The organism is Bacteroides sp. AF20-13LB (assembly GCF_003603065.1).
Lineage (GTDB): Bacteria > Bacteroidota > Bacteroidia > Bacteroidales > Bacteroidaceae > Bacteroides > Bacteroides uniformis.
Map to the genome: position 1 here is coordinate 231,058 of NZ_QTMH01000007.1, position 17,575 is coordinate 248,632.

Sequence of the window (17,575 nt, forward strand, 5' to 3'; positions counted from 1 at the left end):
TTGAAATTTAAAATAGTTACATGGTGATACTTCTACTCTTTTTCTTTTCCTGTTTGGGCGGTTCATAGCCCCGTACCGCATAGTCCGTCTGTAGGATTCTCTTTGCCGTATCCTTGATGGTCCGTTCAAGTGCATTTTTCAGCAGTGTGCCATCCTGCTTCCCCACATAAGACAGCCTGATCCGTTCATCCAGGGAGACAAAGCTGTTTTGATGGTTGAACCGGCTGTCTTTTTCCAAATTCCCGATTTGCCCGGTCTTGCAGATCCGGTCGAGTACGCCTATGTTATAATTCTTCTGGCTCTTGCCCAGATTCAACTTTTCGGCCAGTTGGTTATAACATTCCAAAGAGGGAGCCATGCTGCATTCTACCGCCGGGGTATAGTTGGCTATCATATTTGAATCCAGGAAATGAGCCTTTTGGGGAAGGTATATCTTTTTTAAGCCATGTTCAAACATGTTCGAACACTTTGACGCCTCTTTGATCAGATTGATATTGGAAGTGCTGAAATAATATATTTGCAGTTTATCCGCATCCCTGTAAACCGGCGAGAAGAAATTATCGCCAATATGCTGCAGGTATTTCTGCGCACACTGTATCCCCCTGCCGGTATCATTGAACATCAGGACTCCCTGGTTCGTATTTATTGCAGTAATCACCCTGTTGTAGATATCTTTTTCCTTTTCTTGATGGAATGCGCGGTAAGCGTTCAGTTGTTTTTTCAGCAGGGGATTGTCTTTGGCCTTTTGAAGCATTCTCTGGATGCTATCCACATTATGGATGCCATAAGGAGATGTATTCTCGTAAACGAAGGCGATATCCCGCAATGGGAAATGAGTTGCACAAGACAGTCCTCCGTTATGGGTCATGTCCTTGATGAACCTTTCAATGTTCCCCGGTTGTACAGCACCCTGATATGGTATTAAATAGACTTCTTCCTTAGGAATGTAGGAGCCTTTCAAGGCCAGTTCTGCCTGCCCGAAAAGAAATTTGCCGCCATCTGAATTGATGCCATAACGATTCTCTATGGTCTGGAAATGTTCAATCTGCCTGTTGCTGTTCAAATTGAAACCAATGTATGTACTCATATTATTTTATGGTTTAGATGAATGGTTGATTAAGATAGTCTATGCCGTTTCGACGGGTCGGGAACTTTTTTATTCTTCATTTTCTGCTCCATTTTCTGTTTTTCTTCCAGGTCTATAGTCCATGGAAAACAGGTCATGATCTTGTCCGGGCAGCAAAGGGAGATTCTTTTTTGTTTCATGGACTCATCATCCAGCCGGATATAGACAAAGTAATCCAGTTCCCCTTTTCCGGTTTCTTCAATGGCTGTTACTGTTCCTTTATAGGGAACAACGGGAGTTTCCTCTTCCGGATCGTTCTCTACAATCCGCGCTCCGAGGTACATCTGACTTTTAGGTATCATATCGCTTTATTTTAAACGGTTATTGTTATGTCTGTTCTTATTCTCAGTCTTTTTAACGGTATTCTTCTCTTCCGGCAGCGGACAGAGCAGTCCGTCCTTTATCACGTATGTCCTGACGCCGAAGGGCTTGGAGGAACCCTCAATTCTGCCCTGCTCAAAGTCGGCCTTGCAAAAAAGGAGATGCCTTGTCGCCTCCTTGTTGTTTTCCGGGAGATACAGTGCGTATCCCGAAGCCAGTGCCGTCTTTTGAACTTCATTCAGTTTTCGGCTTCCGACGGTGAAGGTAACGGTGGAGTCATTCAACATATTCTCAAGGGAACGGTGCCCTCTCACATCGAAATCCCTTTTCAAAATTCCATCGGCAGCCTTCCGGATTTCCGTAGACAACCGCTTGAACTTTCCCGTATCGAATTCGCCGGCAGATTTAACCTGCGTGACTTTTTCAAATTCCTTGGCATACGGCAGCAGTTCATTGAAATAGGTAAACGGTTGTTCATGAATATTCATATAACCGTTACGCATGACGGTCAGCAGCCGGTAAATGTCATGGTTCTCCCGGCTGATGGAAACCTGCGTATCCTTATTGAAATGCCAGTCGGTGGCGAATTTTATAAAATCCCCGGCTGTCGCTTCCATCGAATGGTAGCATACCGGTTTTAAACTGTCGATGAATTCTTTGGGCAGTTCGTCAAGACCGATATAGGATGCCGGATAAAAATCGAAGGAATAATCCAGTTCCATCGGTTTGCACGGCTTGTAAGCGGCATCTATGAGAGGAACCAGGTTCTTGTCCATGAACGTACTGTCGTAGACGGCCAGATGGCCGGTATCGTAGTGCGGGTCGAAGTAATGGTCCGTGATGTACCGGATGCACTCCCTGAATCCGTTCCTGCCGATCTCGTTACCGGAAAAGATAAGGTATCCGAAGTCATTCTCCACCACTTTTAAGGGGAATGTGTACCGCGGCTGGCACCGGTACAATGTCCTTTTTTCCTGTTGCTGTAATCGAAACTCCAAGTATGCGGGTTCCTGCATGAGATACTTCTTCAATATGCCGCCGTCCGGTTCATTCTTGTATTTATAGGTATAGACCGCATCACGCAGGGAAATGCGTTTGGCAGGGGGAATGCAGTGTTCTTGAAAATACGGCAGCAGTTCCTTGCTGATATATTCCTCGAAAGGGGTATGGGTATCTACCGGTGGAACCTGCCTCATGTTCGCCAGGTCAAACCGGAGCAGTTCCGTATCCGGAATATAGGGGCAGCACTCCGCTTCCTTGATATTGTCAATCAGGAATTTGCGGAACAGGCTGTCCGCATCTCCTTTCTGAATGAATGTGAGGGCATTTCGGGGCTGGTGGGGAGAGTACTGATGGTAACGGTCCATACCGACAAAAATACTTCCCGGCTTGTCGGGATCGAAAAAAGGATTTTCCATTTGGTTTCTCTTGTCCATATTTCTACAATTTAGGGTGGGTATTTCTTTTCTTTTTCACGTCCTGCTTTTTATTCAAAGCCTTTTCGATGACTGTTTTCACTTTGAACACCTGTTTGTTCGCAGGAGGATCCTTAGAAAATACGATCCGGGTGAAATCCCCGTTTATCCATGCATAGGCATGGGACGGGTTGCTTTTTGCCTCTCCCGGCAGGAAGAGTCCGTGCCCTGCCGCCAATACTTGCCGGTGAGGGGTAAAGAGCCGGACACCGTCTACGGTGACACATTCCATCGGGTCGCGGAGGATGTTCCCAACAGTCCGGTGTCCACGCACATCGTAATACTGCTTGAGGAGTTTGTCCAGCAAGGCTTTATCCTGGCCGGTTTCTTCTATCTGCTGCCGGATATCCGATGCTGTACCTTGTTTGGAAAGCTCCAGTAATTTACGGTCCTTGCTTTCTATTTCCTCCAAAATATCAGCGATATTACGGTTGCGATGGCTGCTGGTACAATGCATATTGTGGCAGAAACTACCGAAATCCTCCCAGGTCGGCTTCATCTCATTCCGGTAGACCAGCTCCATTTCCGGTGTCTTATCCATCTGCAGGTAAGCATATTCCGGGTACAGGCCTTCACCCGGATTGACATAGGATCCATCCTTTAGGACTCCTTCTGCCCGGTAAACATTTACCGGACCAAGATTGAAATGGGGATCGAAGTAATGGTCTGCCATAAATTGCAGAAAGTCCTGCCTGTTTTTCTGTCCTTCCGTCGTATCAGTAAAGAACACAAAGCCATGGGCTGTCTCTATGGCTGTATAGGATTGTTCAGGTTGCTTCATATCATTACATTTTGAGGGAATTGTTCCTTTTCGTTTTCGATACCTTTTTCAAAGCCGGTACATATGGAATGATTTTGCCGTTTTTCTCCTGATACACGGTCTTGTTTACGGGAGATTTGGTATATGCCATTACCCGGTTGCATGTCTTTTCGGCATGGAGGAAATGTAAATCTGGCATTGACTTGGATATTTGGGGACAGTAGATCCACTTTCCTTCCAGCAAGGCTTGCCTCATGGCTTCGCCGGCATCGGTTCCATTGATGAGAAACGGGACGCTCCTGTCATTCAGTGTCCTTTCCAATGTACGGTGTCCACGGACATCGAAATCCGTCAGAAGGATATTCTTCGCTTTCCAACGCATGTCATCCAGCACATCTGACAAATCTGGCCCCGAGGACTGTCCGTTGATACAGTCGTCTATCCGGGTGACATACTCCTGAAAGACATTCCGGTATCCGAAATCGGGATCATTTATTATATCCCGCTTGAATCCGTTCTCCATCAGATACAACAGTTTGCTGATATCCGCATTGTTACGGCTCGCAGGACATCCGGCAAATTCATTCAGGCGGAGAAATTCAGAAGCGCTCGGCTCCATGTCCGTTTCAAACGCCAGTTTCCACTGTTTCCTGTCACGGAAAGCCTCTTTTGAGAATACAGCATTATCAAAATCATATTCCCCTTTTCCGCTTTGGGGATTCTTCCGGTAGCAGGCATCCACCAAAGGACAGATATCGTCGGACAGGCAGTTGACGTTGTATTGCCTGACAGGACCGGGTTCGCCATGAACCCAGAAATAATTGCCGGATAACTGTTGGTAAAAGCTCTTCAATCCCTCCCGTCCCATTTTGGTATCACTGAAAAACAAGATTCCTTTGGACGTTTCCACAGCATGCAGCGGTAATTTGTAAACCGGATTATAATCATACCTGGCAGCCAGCTCATCCTGCTTCTGATGAAAATGGACCAGCTCGTCCAACTGCTGTGTGGTCAGTTTCGGAAGTTCTCCCGATATCATGAGGATATCGCTGCGTGACTGCGCAAACAGGACATTTCTCAGATTGGTACTTATTAGAGGAGCCAGTCCCTTTTCCCGGATATAGGGTAGTAATACCTGATTGATATATTCCTTTTTGGAAATATCTCCGGAGATAGCCGGTACATCCGTCATCTTCGGGAATGAATAGATTTCCAGACGGGTATTCGGTACGAAGGCGGAGTATTTGGCTTTTATCGATTGTTGGCTGAACAAGGCCATAAACGTATAGACAGGGTCTTGCCTGTCGGGATTGGCAGGATAAAGCATATAGGAGGATTCTGCATGGGGTTTCTCCTTGCCGGTTTCATAACCGACAAGGAGCTGGCCTTCACCGTCTTTCCTGAAAAGCTCGTCCAATAGTTTGGGATCATCAGAAATATAGGTTGCCATTTTTCTTACATTTTAGGTGTGATGGACGGTTTACGGGTACGCGGTTTCTTTTCCGCTTGCTGTGAGGCTTCCTCTTTTTTCCGGGGTTTTCCGGCTACTTGTACCGGTGCATGGGGCTGCTGCTGGCTTCCGTCTTGTTCCTGACCTTGTTTCTGTGCCTCTTCCAACTTCTTGGTGCTTCTTTCCCAGAGGAATTCCACCCCTCGCTCGGCGGCACTCATCTGGATGGAGGTGGCATAAAATTTTCCATTATCAGACTTGAAACGGATCGGTACTTCCTCACCGCGCACGGCAGCATCGTATTCTTTCGGAGAAAGCGTATAATCTTTCACCTTACGCGGAATGCGTGCCTGCTCTACGGGCATATGGAACAATTCATTGGTCACCGGGTCTTTGGAAAGGTAGCAGGATTTGGTTTCTTTGGTACGGTAGTCAATGACTACATCCACCGCCTTGCCGAGATTGCCGGTCTGGTTCAGGGCCTTGAGGTCTTCTTCCGTCAGGACATGTCCCCTGTAGTCTTCCCCGATCTTGGGAGCCTGACGGATGTAGTGGATGTCGAACTTGACAGCTCCGTTCTCGTCGCGGAACAGGGAGAGTTTGGCATCCCCGTTTTCACGCCCCAGCTCGGAATTTTTTGCCACACGGAAAGCGATAGCGGAAGTCTTTCCCTGCAACATTCTTTCGAGGCTGTCCTTTGCGTTCTTCAGTCCGTCCGGGGTAATGCCGTATTTGGCGGCCTGTTCCCAATTCACTTCCCGCTCGTTGAAGCGATGGTTATTATACACCCTGGTCGAAGCCAGTTCCCTTCTGACTGCTTCGTTCTGTGGTTCCTGCGCCGCTTCGATCTTTTCTTTGGCCTGCTCTACGAGCGTTTCCTTCGGCATGTTGTAGAGGGAGTAACGACCGGGATTATTGTACTGGTAGAGAAAATTCTTCCCGAAGTTGGTGAAGAAGTTTCCACGTTGGTCCACTTTGATAAACTGGTCCCTGTTCGCCTCGTTAGCTTCGAGCGTTTCCAGCTCTCCGTTCGCTGCGATTCCTTTTACACCTTTGGCTTTCTGCTCTTTCTTGTCATACGCCATCAAATACCCGTGTTCCGGGGTTGCTTCCTTGTTTTCAGGAGCTAAATTCACATCGTTCATATACGTTAATTTTAAAGATTAATGAATCATTTACGAGGGTAAAATTACTATCTTTGTCATTAAATAGTTTGATTATGAGGAAGTTGTCATTAATTGTCATGTTCTGTCACTTATTGTCATGTCCGGCTTTTGCACAGTCCCCGTCAAAGGGATATAAAGCCGGACTCAGTGCTGTCATCTACCGTATCCACTCTGCCCGGCAGTGAAAGTCTTTCATATGAGACAGCCGGTTGCCGGTTACCGTACTGGCCGATTATCCTATTCTGTATCCATTGAATGAAAGTCGGAGGAGGTATGCCGTTTCTTCCGGTTTCGGTATAAGGATGCATCCGGTGAAAAAGAAAAGGATACTCCATGCCGGAGTGGATCTTGCCGCACCCTATGGCACGCCGGTCTATGCTTCAGGAAGCGGGAAAGTCGTTGAAGCCAGGTATAGCAGCAGTTACGGCTGGTACATCGAAATCCGGCACGCGGGCGGCTTTTCCACGTTGTATGCACACTTGAGCAAATTGCATGTGAGGAAAGGGAGCGATGTACGCATAGGTCGGCATATCGGCAATGTCGGTCATACCGGCATAGCGACCGGCAACCATCTGCATTTTGAACTGAGAAAAAACGGGAAGCCGCAGAATCCGTTGCAGTGGGTGATACTAAAGGATTCCCGTTCTAAAAAGAGTCATTAATTTAATCCGTTACACAATGAACATTGAAGAAGCCAAGAGCATTCAGTTGGAGGATTATCTCCGGCGTATGGGGTTCAACCCGGTAAAACAACAAGGGGACAGTATCTGGTATTGTTCCCCTTTCCGTGAGGAGAAGACACCTTCTTTCAAGGTGAGCGCATCCCGCAACCTATGATACGATTTCGGCATCGGACAGGGAGGGGACATCATCACCCTGGCGATGGAGCTTCAAAAGACGAAGGATATCTCTTATGCGCTTAAAACGATAGAGGGACATTTTCCGGCTGCTTTCCGTCCGGTAGCAGCCTCTCCCCGGCAGGCGGAACCGCAGGCTACCGGCTACCGGCAGGTACGCATTGATCCGCTGACGAACCCGGTCTTGCTGGGATATCTCAAAGAAAGAGGCATCTTGCCTGAAATCGCAAGGGAAGCATGCAAGGAAGTGCATTTTCAGAACAAGGGAAAATGGTATTTTGCCGTAGGCTTTGCCAACCGGAGCGGCGGGTACGAGATCCGTAACAAATACCTAAAAGGCAGCATATCGCCCAAAGAGATTACCCATATCAAAAATGGCAGCGACCGTTGCATAGTGGTTGAAGGCTTTATGGATTATCTCTCATACCTCACGCTCAAGGCTACGCATCCCGGTAACGGACAGCCTAAAGGAAACGGTCCGGACTATATCGTTTTAAATTCGGTCAGCAATGTAGGCAAGGCTATCCCTGTCTTGAAAGAGTATAAGAGTGCCCTCTGCCTACTGGATAACGATTCCGCCGGAAGGCAGGCTTTTCAGCAGATGGCGCAAGCCGGATGCCCGGTCAGGGACAAGTCCGACTGCTACCGGGAGTATAACGATTTGAACGATTACCTGTTGGGCAGGAAGATGGCGCAGGAGAACAAGACGGATCATCAGCACGAAACAGCCCCGAAGCTGATTGAAAAGCCTGCAAAGAAACAGTCCGGTTGAAAATTATAAAATACTGGTCCTTGTCTGATGCATGAAAGGCAGGCAATAAAAAAGAGAGTCAAATCCCTGCTGGAGGGAATTTGGCTCTCTTTTTATTGCTACCCGGCTACCACCGGATATTTATTCTTAATAATTTCTGATCAGCAATTCATTGACCGCTTCTCTTTTCTCGGCTATGGAACAGATGGAACGGAAGATGCTGATTCGCTGGATATGGAAACCGGCATAGAGGTCGTCGAAGAAGGTGTTCTCAGGGTTCTTTTGCCGGGGATCGGAGTTGGAAAGCATTCATTTGGCACCGGTTTCACCTATTCCCTTGCAGAAATTTGCCAGGTTGATCTGCTCTTCATCTCCGAAGTCCTGTGGCATGTAGGAGGTGCAGGAGTTACCCTCATTGACCGGCTTATAAGGCGGGTCAAAATAAAATAGGGAGTTGGCTCCGGTGTATTCTGCGGTCTGCCGGTAGTCACCGTCCAGAATCACAACATCTTGCAGCAGCTTGTGGTTAAAGCGGATCAGTTCCTCTTCCAACAGTTTTACCCGTCCCCCGGCACCAAAAGTGACGGACAGCTTTCCGCTATGGTTCACGGAGTAGATGCCGTTATAACAGGTACGCATGAAGAAGATAAACAGGGCGGCACGGGTGATGTTATTCGGGTTTCCTTCATTGTAGTAGGTACGTTTCTCCATGAAGTAGACCCTTCTTCGGGTATGTTCCTCCAGCGCGATGTATTCGTCCTGTATCCGGGCAAGCACTTTAATAAGCTGCTCCGGGGATTCCTTGATGACGCGGTAGACATTGATCAGAGCCTCGTTGGAGTCGTTGATGACGCAACGGATTTCCGGATAGGCTTGTCTTATTCAGAAGAAGAGGGCGCCGCCACCGACAAACGGTTCTACATAGGTATCCATCTGTCCGAAGTCTTTCGGAAGGGATTCGATAAGTACGGGAAGCAGTCTTCTTTTACCTCCCACCCAGGGGAAGCAGGGTTTTCCCGGCAGGTTGGCCGGAGAACTTTTCTTTTTTTCCATGTTTACAACATTTAAATGATTAATAAATTAAATAGGGATTATTCATCGTCTGCCGTTTCCAGCAGGTGTTTCAAGTTGGGATCATTTTGGATGCGAAGCAGCTCTTTTTCGATGATTTGCGTCACGTCTTCCTTGATTTGATAGTAGTTCCTTTCGATTTCCTCTTGCATGTGGTCCTTACCATCCGCACCGGTAAAGTCGGTTATGACGGGGATAGGCTTGTAGGCTTTTGTTTCGGCGGCTACCCGTTCATTGTCCACCACGATCTCGCAATGGAATATCTTCTGTTCTATCTTCTCCCCGAAGTTGTCGCAGACACTGCCGACAAACTCTCCTTGCGAGAGGTTGGAGATTTTGGAGGCAGGTATCAGCGAGTCGAGCTGGGTACTGATATTGGTTGAGGTGTCTTCACGGGTCATATTAATGGATTTGCGCTGTTGGAGCACTTTCCCAAACCTTTCAGAAAGGTTTTTCGCTGTTTCTCCGACCACTTGCCCGGAAAAGATATTTCCAATTGTGTTCTGGATCACCCGCGCCTCCTTATCACCGTAGTCACGTATTAACTGGCTGAAATCCTGTGCTCCCAGACATACTGCCACTTTGTTGCTACGGGCGGTAGCGATCAGGGTGTCAAGTCCTTTAAAGTAAAGTGTGGGAACCTCATCCACTAGAATAGAGCATTTGAGCCTGCCTTTTCGGTTGACCATTTTAACGATACGGGCATTATACAATCCTAACGCACATGAGTAAATATTCTGTCTGTCAGGGTTATTGCCGACGCACAAAACTTTGGGTTCCTCCGGATTATTGATATCCAGCGTGAAGTCATCTCCGGTCATAATCCAATATAAGGCAGGTGAGATCAGCCTTGATAGCGGAATTTTGGCGGAAGCTATCTGCCCTTGGAGCTGCTCCATCGCACCACCTTTCCATGCATCCATAAAAGGTGACAGGTAATTCTCCAGCTCCCGGTAAGAGGTCAGTATGGTGAACAGGTCGGAATACGGTTTATTCAATAGCTCTATGGCATGTGGGAAGGTGCAGAATTTCCCGTTTTCATAGATTTTAAGATACCAGATCACCGCCGCAAATAGCACAATCGGGCTTTCTACAAAGAAATCTCCCTGCTTTTGAATCCAACTCTTGTTCAAATTTAACATGATTACATACGCTGATTCGTATGCATCCGCGATATCGGATAGAAACGAAGGATTGAGGGGATTGCACCGGTGGCTGTATCTGGGATCATCGAAATTAATCACATAAAATCCGACCGGCTTGGCATACTTATCCTTGTTTTTAAGCAGCTGGTTATAAGCAATTATGCTTAAATCCGGATACTTAAAATCATAGATATAGGCGGCGAATCCTTTCTCTATCTGCTGGCGGATATAGTTATTGATGATGGCATAACTCTTTCCTGATCCCGGCGTGCCTAATATCAATGAGGCGCGGAAGGGATTAATCACGTTTATCCAGCCTGAATAGGTCTTTCGTTGGTAACGGAAACGGGTGGGCAGGTTTACCGAGTATTCATTGGCAATCAACCTGCGCTCCTGCATGAAGCTCTCGTTCTCGTCGTTAAAGACGTCATCCATGAGTTGGTTCTTCAACAGGCGGCTGATCCAGGTTCCGGCGGTAAGCAGGCTGATATATCCGGCAGCTACGGTAGCTACATATAATAAGGTTAGAAGCGCGACGGGGAAGCGTGCCGTCAGTAAGAGCTCGCTACCAAAAAAGAGCAGCATCCCGGCTATAAGGTAACAGCCGATACTCCTTCATGACATCTCCACGTCCTTCCGTCCTTTCGCTCCCATGCAGGAGAAGAAAAGGAAGAGCAGACTGAAGGACTTGCTCACCAGCGAATGGGAAAACAGCCCGGTATCCCGCTGGAAATTGAGCAGTATCTTGTCCACGACACCGATGTTCAGGTTCATGGAAAGAAAATAGGGATAGCAGAAATAATAGACATTCATCACTAAAAATAGGATGCTGATGGCCCTCATGAAGTCAAGGTTCTTATTGAGCCCTCTGGTTTCGTCTTGTGACATAAGCGGTATGATAATTAATGGTGATACATTTTATTAGCCCAGATGCGGACCTCTGCGTTTTCTCTTTTTCTTTTTCCCGTAAGGGCTTTGCGTCAGGTCGTCTGCCGGATACGGATAGGATTCCAAAGAGAATATATCAAGCAGTCCTTCCACCAGCTCCGTCTCTTTCATTTCCGGTTCGGACGGATGGATAACAGGGGCTTCTTCAGTCTTTTCCGGTGGGATCGTGCCGTACTTCCGGTTTATAACCGATGCCGAATATTCTTTGCCCAGAAGCGAGCCCTTGAATACGGTCTTTGAGTTATGGTCGATGTAGGTCACGCCATAGATCACACCGGAATCGTTCTGCCAGAGTATGGCGGCAATGCCTTTTCCAGAAAGTTCCTGCAGGAATCCCTGACGGGTGGGCTGTCCTTGCAGGGCGGTAGCGATAGCTTCCTTCGTCTGTACGGGTACGGGATGTCGGGCAATTCATTGTTTGCTTTTCACAAATTTCTTTTGGAGTGCCTCGTAGCCTACGCTTTTACCGATCTTGCTGGATTTGATGGCTACGCCGGTCCGTTCTCCTTTTTCATCGGTAGCCGCATAGACCAGTCCATGATAGGTCTTTCCCTTTATCGTCTTGTGGGCCTCTTCCACCGTTACATGGAAAAGGCCAAGCAGGGCTTTAAACTCCTTGACGGATTGGAACTTGTATCCCTGCATGACGGGCTTGACCACATTGGCTATCTGATGCTTGATATCCCCCTTCCGGTAATCGACGGCAGTCAGCGGCAGGGATTCCCGTCGCTCCATCTTCTCGGCGGGTAACAGATGGTATTTCCTCTCCAGCTCCCGGCAAACAGCGGTCGAGCGTTGCCATTCTTTGTAATCTTTAATTTTCTTTCCCTGCTCGTCAATACGCAGGGAGACGATATGGATGTGGGGCCTGCCGATATCCTCATGCCGGTAGATGATATAGGGTTGGTTGCCATATCCCATTTTTTCCATGTATTCCTGGCCGATAGCGGTCAACTGTTCATCGGTCAGCACATCGTCCGGGTGTGGATTTAATGAAATGTGGATAACGGGCTTCTCAGTCCGGCGGTTAGCCGCCAGATACGGTTCGAAGGAACGGATGCAGTGCTGGATGGTCGGATGGCCGTCTGCCGGTTCCATGATCCGGTTTCATGCCAGTGGCCGTGCCTGCTGCTTGTCCACTTTTTCTTGATTGTAGTATAATGCCCCGTAAACGGAGGCTCCTGATGTTATTTTTGCAACCATTGTTCAAATTCTTGGGTGAGACGGATAATCTCCCGGTTGAGAGATATTAGTTCAATAGTCAGTTGCTCCAATTTATAGAGCATGGCAAGAGCCTTCTTTTCGGATAGTCCGGTATGCAGAGCTTTGACTGCCTGGTTATAGTTTACTCCGATCCGGCGGTATTCGCTCTGCAGGTTGGTCAGCTTGATGTAGTAGTCCGTTGCCGCCTTATCTATTTTCACGACTTTCATCGGTTTGTCGAAAAGGGCGGCAAGGATGAACTGGGATTTATTATTAGCTCCCGAATTCTCAAAGAGCCTCTCAAACTCGATGTTCTGGAGTTCGTCCAGACGGAATCCGTAATAATAAGAATGAAGTTCTGATTCCTCTTTGGGATTCCGTCCGCCTCTTCATTTGCTCGAAGTGTCAGCCCGTCCGGGTTTGCGTGTACTATTGATTTTAGCCATATCTTTTCAGGTTTTATTTATCCGGCAGCAAAATAAGTGATAATTTTGATACGAACCTAAAATCGGAAAGTGACTACAAATGACAAGAGATGACTATTTGTGACAGGGGGTAAAAATACCCCTGTTCACTTCCCGTTTCCGCAAGCCGCGATGTTCTTTTCAAAGGTTTCCTTTAGTTTGGGCAGCAGGACGGAATAGTTCTTTTTGCGCCGGGCAAGGTCGGCACGCAGGTCATATGGTTTGGGAATGGCAACATTGAAGAGTTTCTCAAAAGCGGAAACGATACCGGCGAAAGAGAGGCGTTTGCCGCTTTCGTCCGTAATCAGCCCGCTGTAATCCAGCGAGGAGATCAGTTCCATCAGGTTGACCAGCGAACCTTTCCAATGGAGCGATGAAAGAAACGAGGAAGGTGTCGTGATGGTTCCGGGGTACTGTACACCAAAATTGACCAGCTCTATTTCCGCCTCCACCAGCAGGAGGCATTTGTCCAGATAGAATTCGGCTACTGCCGTGTGGAAATGTCCTGTTCGGGTGAATAACTTCTTTAGGGAAATCAGTTCTACCTTGCTGTGAAGCAGATGGCGCAGCCTTTCCGATACGGAAACCGATTCGATGGCGAGGTCGTAAAGGTATTGTTCATATTCGGTATAGGAGGAAGAGAATTCTTCATCGGAAACTGTCTGTTTTGGGCTTGAAGCCAGAGATAAATAATTGAATATACGGCATTCTGTAAATGGTTTCATACGGCATACATTTGATTTGTTTATACCGGAGTAAGCCAAATGAAATGCCTCTGCTATCGTTTAAAGCTCTATACCTTTTTAAAATACTGACAATCAACAATAAACAAATTTCATATAGAAACGGGTGTAAATAAAAAGTGTAAGCCGTCCTTGACAAGAATGTTAGGACGGCTTACACTTTTGTAAACCTCATTTGCTTCGGGTTATCCTCCGGTCAGTCGATGATATGGTATTTCCTTAGTTTCTCATACAGGGTAGTCCGGCTGACATTGAGCAACCGGGCCGCCTTGGAACGGTTGTCACCCGTCTTTTCAAGGGTCTGGAGAAGCAACGCCTTTTCTTTTTCTTCTTCCGTCCACTGCGTTTCTTCTTCTTTAGGAAGGGAGATTTCAAGGTTCAGGTCTGAAACGGAAATCCATTGCTCTTGGCAGATGAGTACGGCTCGACCTATTACATTCTTCAGTTCACGGATATTCCCCGGCCAGGGATATTCCAGCAGTGCCGCCTCTGCCAGCCGGTCAAAGCCACGAAACGATTTATGGGCCTTGGCGCAAGTGAGTTTCAAGAAAAAATAAGCCAGAGGAAGGATGTCTTCCCGGCATTCTGCCAGTGTAGGAATCCGCAGAGTGAACTCATTGAGCCGGTGGAACAGGTCTTCCCGGAAGCGTCCTTCTCCGATGGCTTTTTCCAGATTCTCATTGGTGGCGGCAACCAGCCGGATATCAAAAGAGTATTCTTTCGTGGAACCTACCGGCTTGCAGCGTTTCTCTTGCAAGGCCCTGAGCAGGAGCATCTGTGTCTTATAGGAAAGGTTGCCTATCTCGTCCAGAAACAATGTCCCTCCGTTAACGGCACGGAACAATCCGACCTTGTCGCTTTCCGCACCGGTAAAGGCTCCCTTCTGATGACCGAAAAACTCGGAGGCGGCAAGCTCATCGGAAATGGCCCCGCAGTCGATAGCCAGATACGGCTTGTTCTTCCGATGGCTCCGGGCATGTATCTCGGCTGCAATGTGCTCCTTCCCGGTGCCGGAAGCCCCACGGAGCAGAACGGAGATGTCGGCACAGGCAATCATCTCTATCAGACGGTACATCTCATGGGCTTTGGGGCTTTCACCTCGGTAGAACTCCTGTTCGTTATCGTTTTTATCCAGTATCTCCGTTATCAGAGCCAGGAGATTGTCTGGCTGCACAGGCTTACACAGGTAGTTGATGGCTCCCAGTTGCATGGTTGTCACCGCATTCTCCACCTGTCCGTAGTTGGTCATGATCAGAAAAGGGATAGAGTAGTACTTCTCATTCATCCATTTCAGGAGCGAGGTGCTATTTCCGTCCGGCAGGCGCAGGTCTGCCAGTATTAGGTCGAACTCCTTTTGCCCGATGGCTTTACGGGCATTCGCAAGGGTTGCCACGCATTCGGTTTTCATCCCTTTTTTCACCAGCCAGTTGCTGATGCTACGGCTGAACACAATATCATCTTCAATAATCAGGATTGTTTTCATAGGCTTTCCTCCCGTATTTTTCAGCGTATACTATCAGTTTTTCCACTGCCCGGATGATGTCCCGCATTTCCATGGATTGTCTATTGGTCCACTCTGTCGCAGGTTCTGTCACCAGTTCCCGTAAATGAGACAAGGGGAAATCCAGACGGACGGTTTCCCATAGGGGCAGGTTCTTATGCAGGATGGAGGCGGCGGCCTCCTTGTCTTGTCGGTCTAAGGCAGCGGTTAATGCGGCAAGGTCTTTCCGGCTCTCTTCGATAAACAGGGCGAGCATTTCCTCCCTGTTGTCCTCTCCTGAAAGGATGAGTGAGAAATCGGGAGCATACTCCTTTCTGTCTTTTTCTCCTATCACTTGTGCCACTGTATTTATCAGTTCTTCCATAGAGAATGGTTTATGGATGCAGCCCGAAAAGCCGCCCGACAGATACTCGTTGTCATCATCCACCCGTGCCGTTACCGCTATGACGGGGATTGTCTTTGCGTTCTCCATATTGGATGCCCGGAGCAGTTCAAGTATTCCGTAGCCGTCCGTTTCAGGCATCTGTATATCCGTCAGCAGCAGGTCATATCTTTGTGACCGTAGCCGGGTAACCAGTTCACGGCTGGTCTGGCAGCAGTCGCACCGCACTCCGTTACGGTTAAACATCTCTTTGGTAATGTTCAGTTGCATCCGGTCGTCATCAATGACCAGTACGTTGATTCCATCCAGATGATAATCAGTAGCGATGCGTGTCTCATCCATCTGGGTGGATTCATCCGCCTCAAGGAGTGGCAGGAATGCGGTAAACGTGCTGCCTTCACCCAGTTTGCTTTTTACGGTAAGGCTTCCCTGCATCCCGGAGACCAGCCTGCTTGCAATGGCCAGCCCCAATCCGAAACCGGGAACATTACGGGCATTGTCCAACCGTTCAAAAGCTGTGAATATCCGGGTTGTTTCTTCCTCCGTCATCCCGGTACCGGTGTCCTGTACCGAGAAATGCAATTCTTTATTCCGGTATTCCGCTTGCAGGCGGATTTCACCTTGCCGGGTGAATTTAATGGCGTTGGAAAGCAGATTGTTCAGGATTTGCTGGAGCTGGGAACGGTCACCGCTTACTACCACATCCAGACCGGAAAAGGCGGTTGTCAGCCGCAGCTTTTTCTTTTTGGCCAGCGAACCGTAGTTCCGGGCTGTTTCGCTGAAAAGGGTCTCCAGCCGGAAAATCGAAAGGATGGGTTTGTTCCTGCCGGTATCCAGCAGGTAGAATCCGATCAGCGTATTGACCAGCCCGATCATGTAATCGGAAGAATGGAGTATATTTTCCGCATACTCGTCCTTGCGGCTCTTCTTTTCTTCCCCGGGGAGCAGTTCGGCGCATCCTTTGATAGTAGCCAGTGGCGCACGAAGGTCATGAGCGATGGTGAGCATCATGCGTTTTCTGGATTGTAGGAGCTCCGTGTTCTCACGATTGGAGGCTTCCAGCTGACGCTGATACTGGTTTATCCTGTTCAGATCCCGGTGGATGATAAGATACAGGAGGACGGTCAGCAACGAGATGAGGACAGCCAGCAGAGAGACCGTATGGAACGAGCGGTCGCGTGTGGAAATGAATTGCCTGTAACGCTCATCAAGCCGTATTCCAGCATCCGCCTCAAAGTCCCTGACAATCCGGTGTAGCCTGTGGTTCAGGTCCGTGTTGTTACTGTACAGGAGGTCCATCTGTTCCAGCAGCCTTTCCCGTTCGGCTTTCTGCATGTCGGTCACCTCCCTGTCAAGGGAGTGCAGCATGCTCGTGACAGATGTGGTACCCTGATGTTTACCAATGGACTGTCGCTGGCGTTCCAGCTGTTCCTTCTGCTGCAGATAGGCCGATTTTTTCCTCCCGGGCCTGATGAATGACCAGAAACCCTTCTTCGGAGTTTCCTCCTCCTTCTTTTTCTCGGCAGGAAGGACATCCGCCTGCTGGATATGGGACACGATTGCCGGAATCTTGCTGTTCACGATCTCGCCGGTCTTGCGCAGACGCCCGAACGTGTCCATGACCGTGTCTAACAACAGTTCCTTTCTTTCCAGCAGCAGGCATAACGAATCTATGCGCGACTGTTGTTCGGGAGACTTCACATACCTTTTCAGTGTCTGCAACATGTTACAGACACTGTCTTTTTTTGTGTGGTAGAGTCCAAGGTCGCTTTCATCCCAGACGCTGGCTGTTTCACCGTAAGTGGCCAGTCCCAGCAAGCCCGCGTATGTTTCTCCGGCCAGATGCCGGATACAGGCCAGTTCATGCTCATCCTGTCGCAGGCTGTTCCGCCTCGTCTGTTCCTTGCGGAAGATATGAATGGTCAGGACGAGCAGGAGAAGCAGTATGACATATCCTAAAAGGATTTTAAGTTTCAACCACATGGAAGTCTTCATTCTTATATTGGAATCCTACAAAAAGGCGTGTTCGCTCATATAAAAGGGAATAATAGAAACTTATGATAAAAGTTTATTACTGTTTCAAACCATTTGAGGATACCTCGCAAGTTTGCTATCACACAGTTGATCTTTTAATCTTTTTTTATACTCACAGAAAGGATAGGAACCTGCTTTTTATGACTGAAACATATCACATCCCCTTTATTGGACATTA

17 protein-coding genes and 2 pseudogenes are annotated in these 17,575 nt (G+C 48.1%); 4 read left to right on the top strand and 15 right to left on the bottom strand.

The annotated features are described in order from the left end of the window. Window positions 1-16: 16 nt before the first annotated feature. The 6 genes from DWX62_RS10200 to DWX62_RS10225 are packed head-to-tail and all read right to left on the bottom strand — an operon-like array spanning window position 17 to window position 6,277. Window positions 17-1,087, bottom strand: coding sequence for a DUF6047 family protein (locus DWX62_RS10200; RefSeq protein WP_004311888.1), 1,071 nt, complete (start codon window positions 1,085-1,087; stop codon window positions 17-19). A 29-nt stretch (window positions 1,088-1,116) separates the two neighbouring features. After that, window positions 1,117-1,428, bottom strand: coding sequence for a hypothetical protein (locus DWX62_RS10205; protein WP_004311889.1), 312 nt, complete (start codon window positions 1,426-1,428; stop codon window positions 1,117-1,119). A 6-nt stretch (window positions 1,429-1,434) separates the two neighbouring features. Beyond that, window positions 1,435-2,883 (bottom strand): DUF6047 family protein, encoded by a 1,449-nt coding sequence (locus DWX62_RS10210; RefSeq protein WP_004318628.1) that lies wholly within the window; start codon window positions 2,881-2,883, stop codon window positions 1,435-1,437. Between the two features lie 4 nt (window positions 2,884-2,887). Continuing rightward, a complete protein-coding gene (locus DWX62_RS10215; protein ID WP_004311891.1) occupies window positions 2,888-3,703 on the bottom strand; it encodes a DUF6047 family protein in 816 nt (271 codons plus the stop codon). A gap of 4 nt (window positions 3,704-3,707) precedes the next feature. Further along, on the bottom strand, window positions 3,708-5,132 hold the full coding sequence (locus DWX62_RS10220) for a DUF6047 family protein (RefSeq protein ID WP_004311892.1): 1,425 nt from the start codon (window positions 5,130-5,132) through the stop codon (window positions 3,708-3,710). A gap of 5 nt (window positions 5,133-5,137) precedes the next feature. Further along, window positions 5,138-6,277 carry a DUF4099 domain-containing protein gene (locus DWX62_RS10225; protein ID WP_004318630.1) on the bottom strand — a complete coding sequence of 380 codons (1,140 nt, stop codon included), beginning with the start codon at window positions 6,275-6,277 and terminating at the stop codon, window positions 5,138-5,140. Between the two features lie 74 nt (window positions 6,278-6,351). Between DWX62_RS10225 and DWX62_RS22475 the strand changes: the two genes are divergently transcribed. The 4 genes from DWX62_RS22475 (at window position 6,352) to DWX62_RS10240 (ending at window position 7,927) form a co-directional block, all read left to right on the top strand. Continuing rightward, entirely contained in the window at window positions 6,352-6,483 is a 132-nt protein-coding gene (locus DWX62_RS22475; RefSeq protein WP_004311894.1) for a hypothetical protein, read from the top strand. Window positions 6,484-6,600: 117 nt separating this feature from the next. Beyond that, window positions 6,601-6,960 (top strand): M23 family metallopeptidase, encoded by a 360-nt coding sequence (locus DWX62_RS10235; RefSeq protein WP_007750791.1) that lies wholly within the window; start codon window positions 6,601-6,603, stop codon window positions 6,958-6,960. Between the two features lie 16 nt (window positions 6,961-6,976). Then, window positions 6,977-7,135: a hypothetical protein gene (locus DWX62_RS21930; protein WP_004311895.1), complete on the top strand. Its 159-nt coding sequence runs from the start codon at window positions 6,977-6,979 to the stop codon at window positions 7,133-7,135. A gap of 45 nt (window positions 7,136-7,180) precedes the next feature. Beyond that, window positions 7,181-7,927, top strand: a complete 747-nt coding sequence (locus tag DWX62_RS10240) for a toprim domain-containing protein (protein ID WP_004318633.1) — start codon at window positions 7,181-7,183, stop codon at window positions 7,925-7,927. Window positions 7,928-8,053: 126 nt separating this feature from the next. Here the strand turns inward: DWX62_RS10240 and DWX62_RS21935 are convergent, their stop codons facing one another. From DWX62_RS21935 to DWX62_RS10285, 9 genes and pseudogenes are all read right to left on the bottom strand, one after another. Continuing rightward, complete coding sequence (locus DWX62_RS21935) at window positions 8,054-8,215, bottom strand: hypothetical protein (RefSeq protein WP_004308096.1); 162 nt, start codon at window positions 8,213-8,215, stop codon at window positions 8,054-8,056. Next, window positions 8,216-8,959 (bottom strand): annotated as a pseudogene (locus DWX62_RS10245) (Dam family site-specific DNA-(adenine-N6)-methyltransferase). Window positions 8,960-8,997: 38 nt separating this feature from the next. Continuing rightward, a pseudogene (gene mobC, locus DWX62_RS10255) lies at window positions 8,998-11,010 on the bottom strand (conjugal transfer protein MobC). A 33-nt stretch (window positions 11,011-11,043) separates the two neighbouring features. After that, the gene (locus tag DWX62_RS21940) at window positions 11,044-11,343 is read right to left on the bottom strand and encodes a hypothetical protein (protein WP_004308101.1); all 300 of its coding nucleotides are present in this window, start codon (window positions 11,341-11,343) and stop codon (window positions 11,044-11,046) included. Between the two features lie 138 nt (window positions 11,344-11,481). After that, entirely contained in the window at window positions 11,482-12,168 is a 687-nt protein-coding gene (locus DWX62_RS21945) for a relaxase/mobilization nuclease domain-containing protein (protein WP_004308102.1), read from the bottom strand. An 89-nt stretch (window positions 12,169-12,257) separates the two neighbouring features. Next, window positions 12,258-12,602, bottom strand: coding sequence for a conjugal transfer protein MobA (gene mobA / locus DWX62_RS10270; RefSeq protein ID WP_224202605.1), 345 nt, complete (start codon window positions 12,600-12,602; stop codon window positions 12,258-12,260). Between the two features lie 242 nt (window positions 12,603-12,844). Beyond that, on the bottom strand, window positions 12,845-13,462 hold the full coding sequence (locus DWX62_RS10275; protein WP_004308105.1) for an RteC domain-containing protein: 618 nt from the start codon (window positions 13,460-13,462) through the stop codon (window positions 12,845-12,847). A gap of 214 nt (window positions 13,463-13,676) precedes the next feature. After that, window positions 13,677-14,963, bottom strand: coding sequence for a sigma-54 dependent transcriptional regulator (locus DWX62_RS10280; protein WP_004308106.1), 1,287 nt, complete (start codon window positions 14,961-14,963; stop codon window positions 13,677-13,679). Continuing rightward, complete coding sequence (locus tag DWX62_RS10285) at window positions 14,941-17,346, bottom strand: ATP-binding protein (RefSeq protein ID WP_120172811.1); 2,406 nt, start codon at window positions 17,344-17,346, stop codon at window positions 14,941-14,943. The genes DWX62_RS10280 and DWX62_RS10285 overlap by 23 nt, the downstream gene beginning before the upstream one ends. Window positions 17,347-17,575 lie beyond the last annotated feature (229 nt).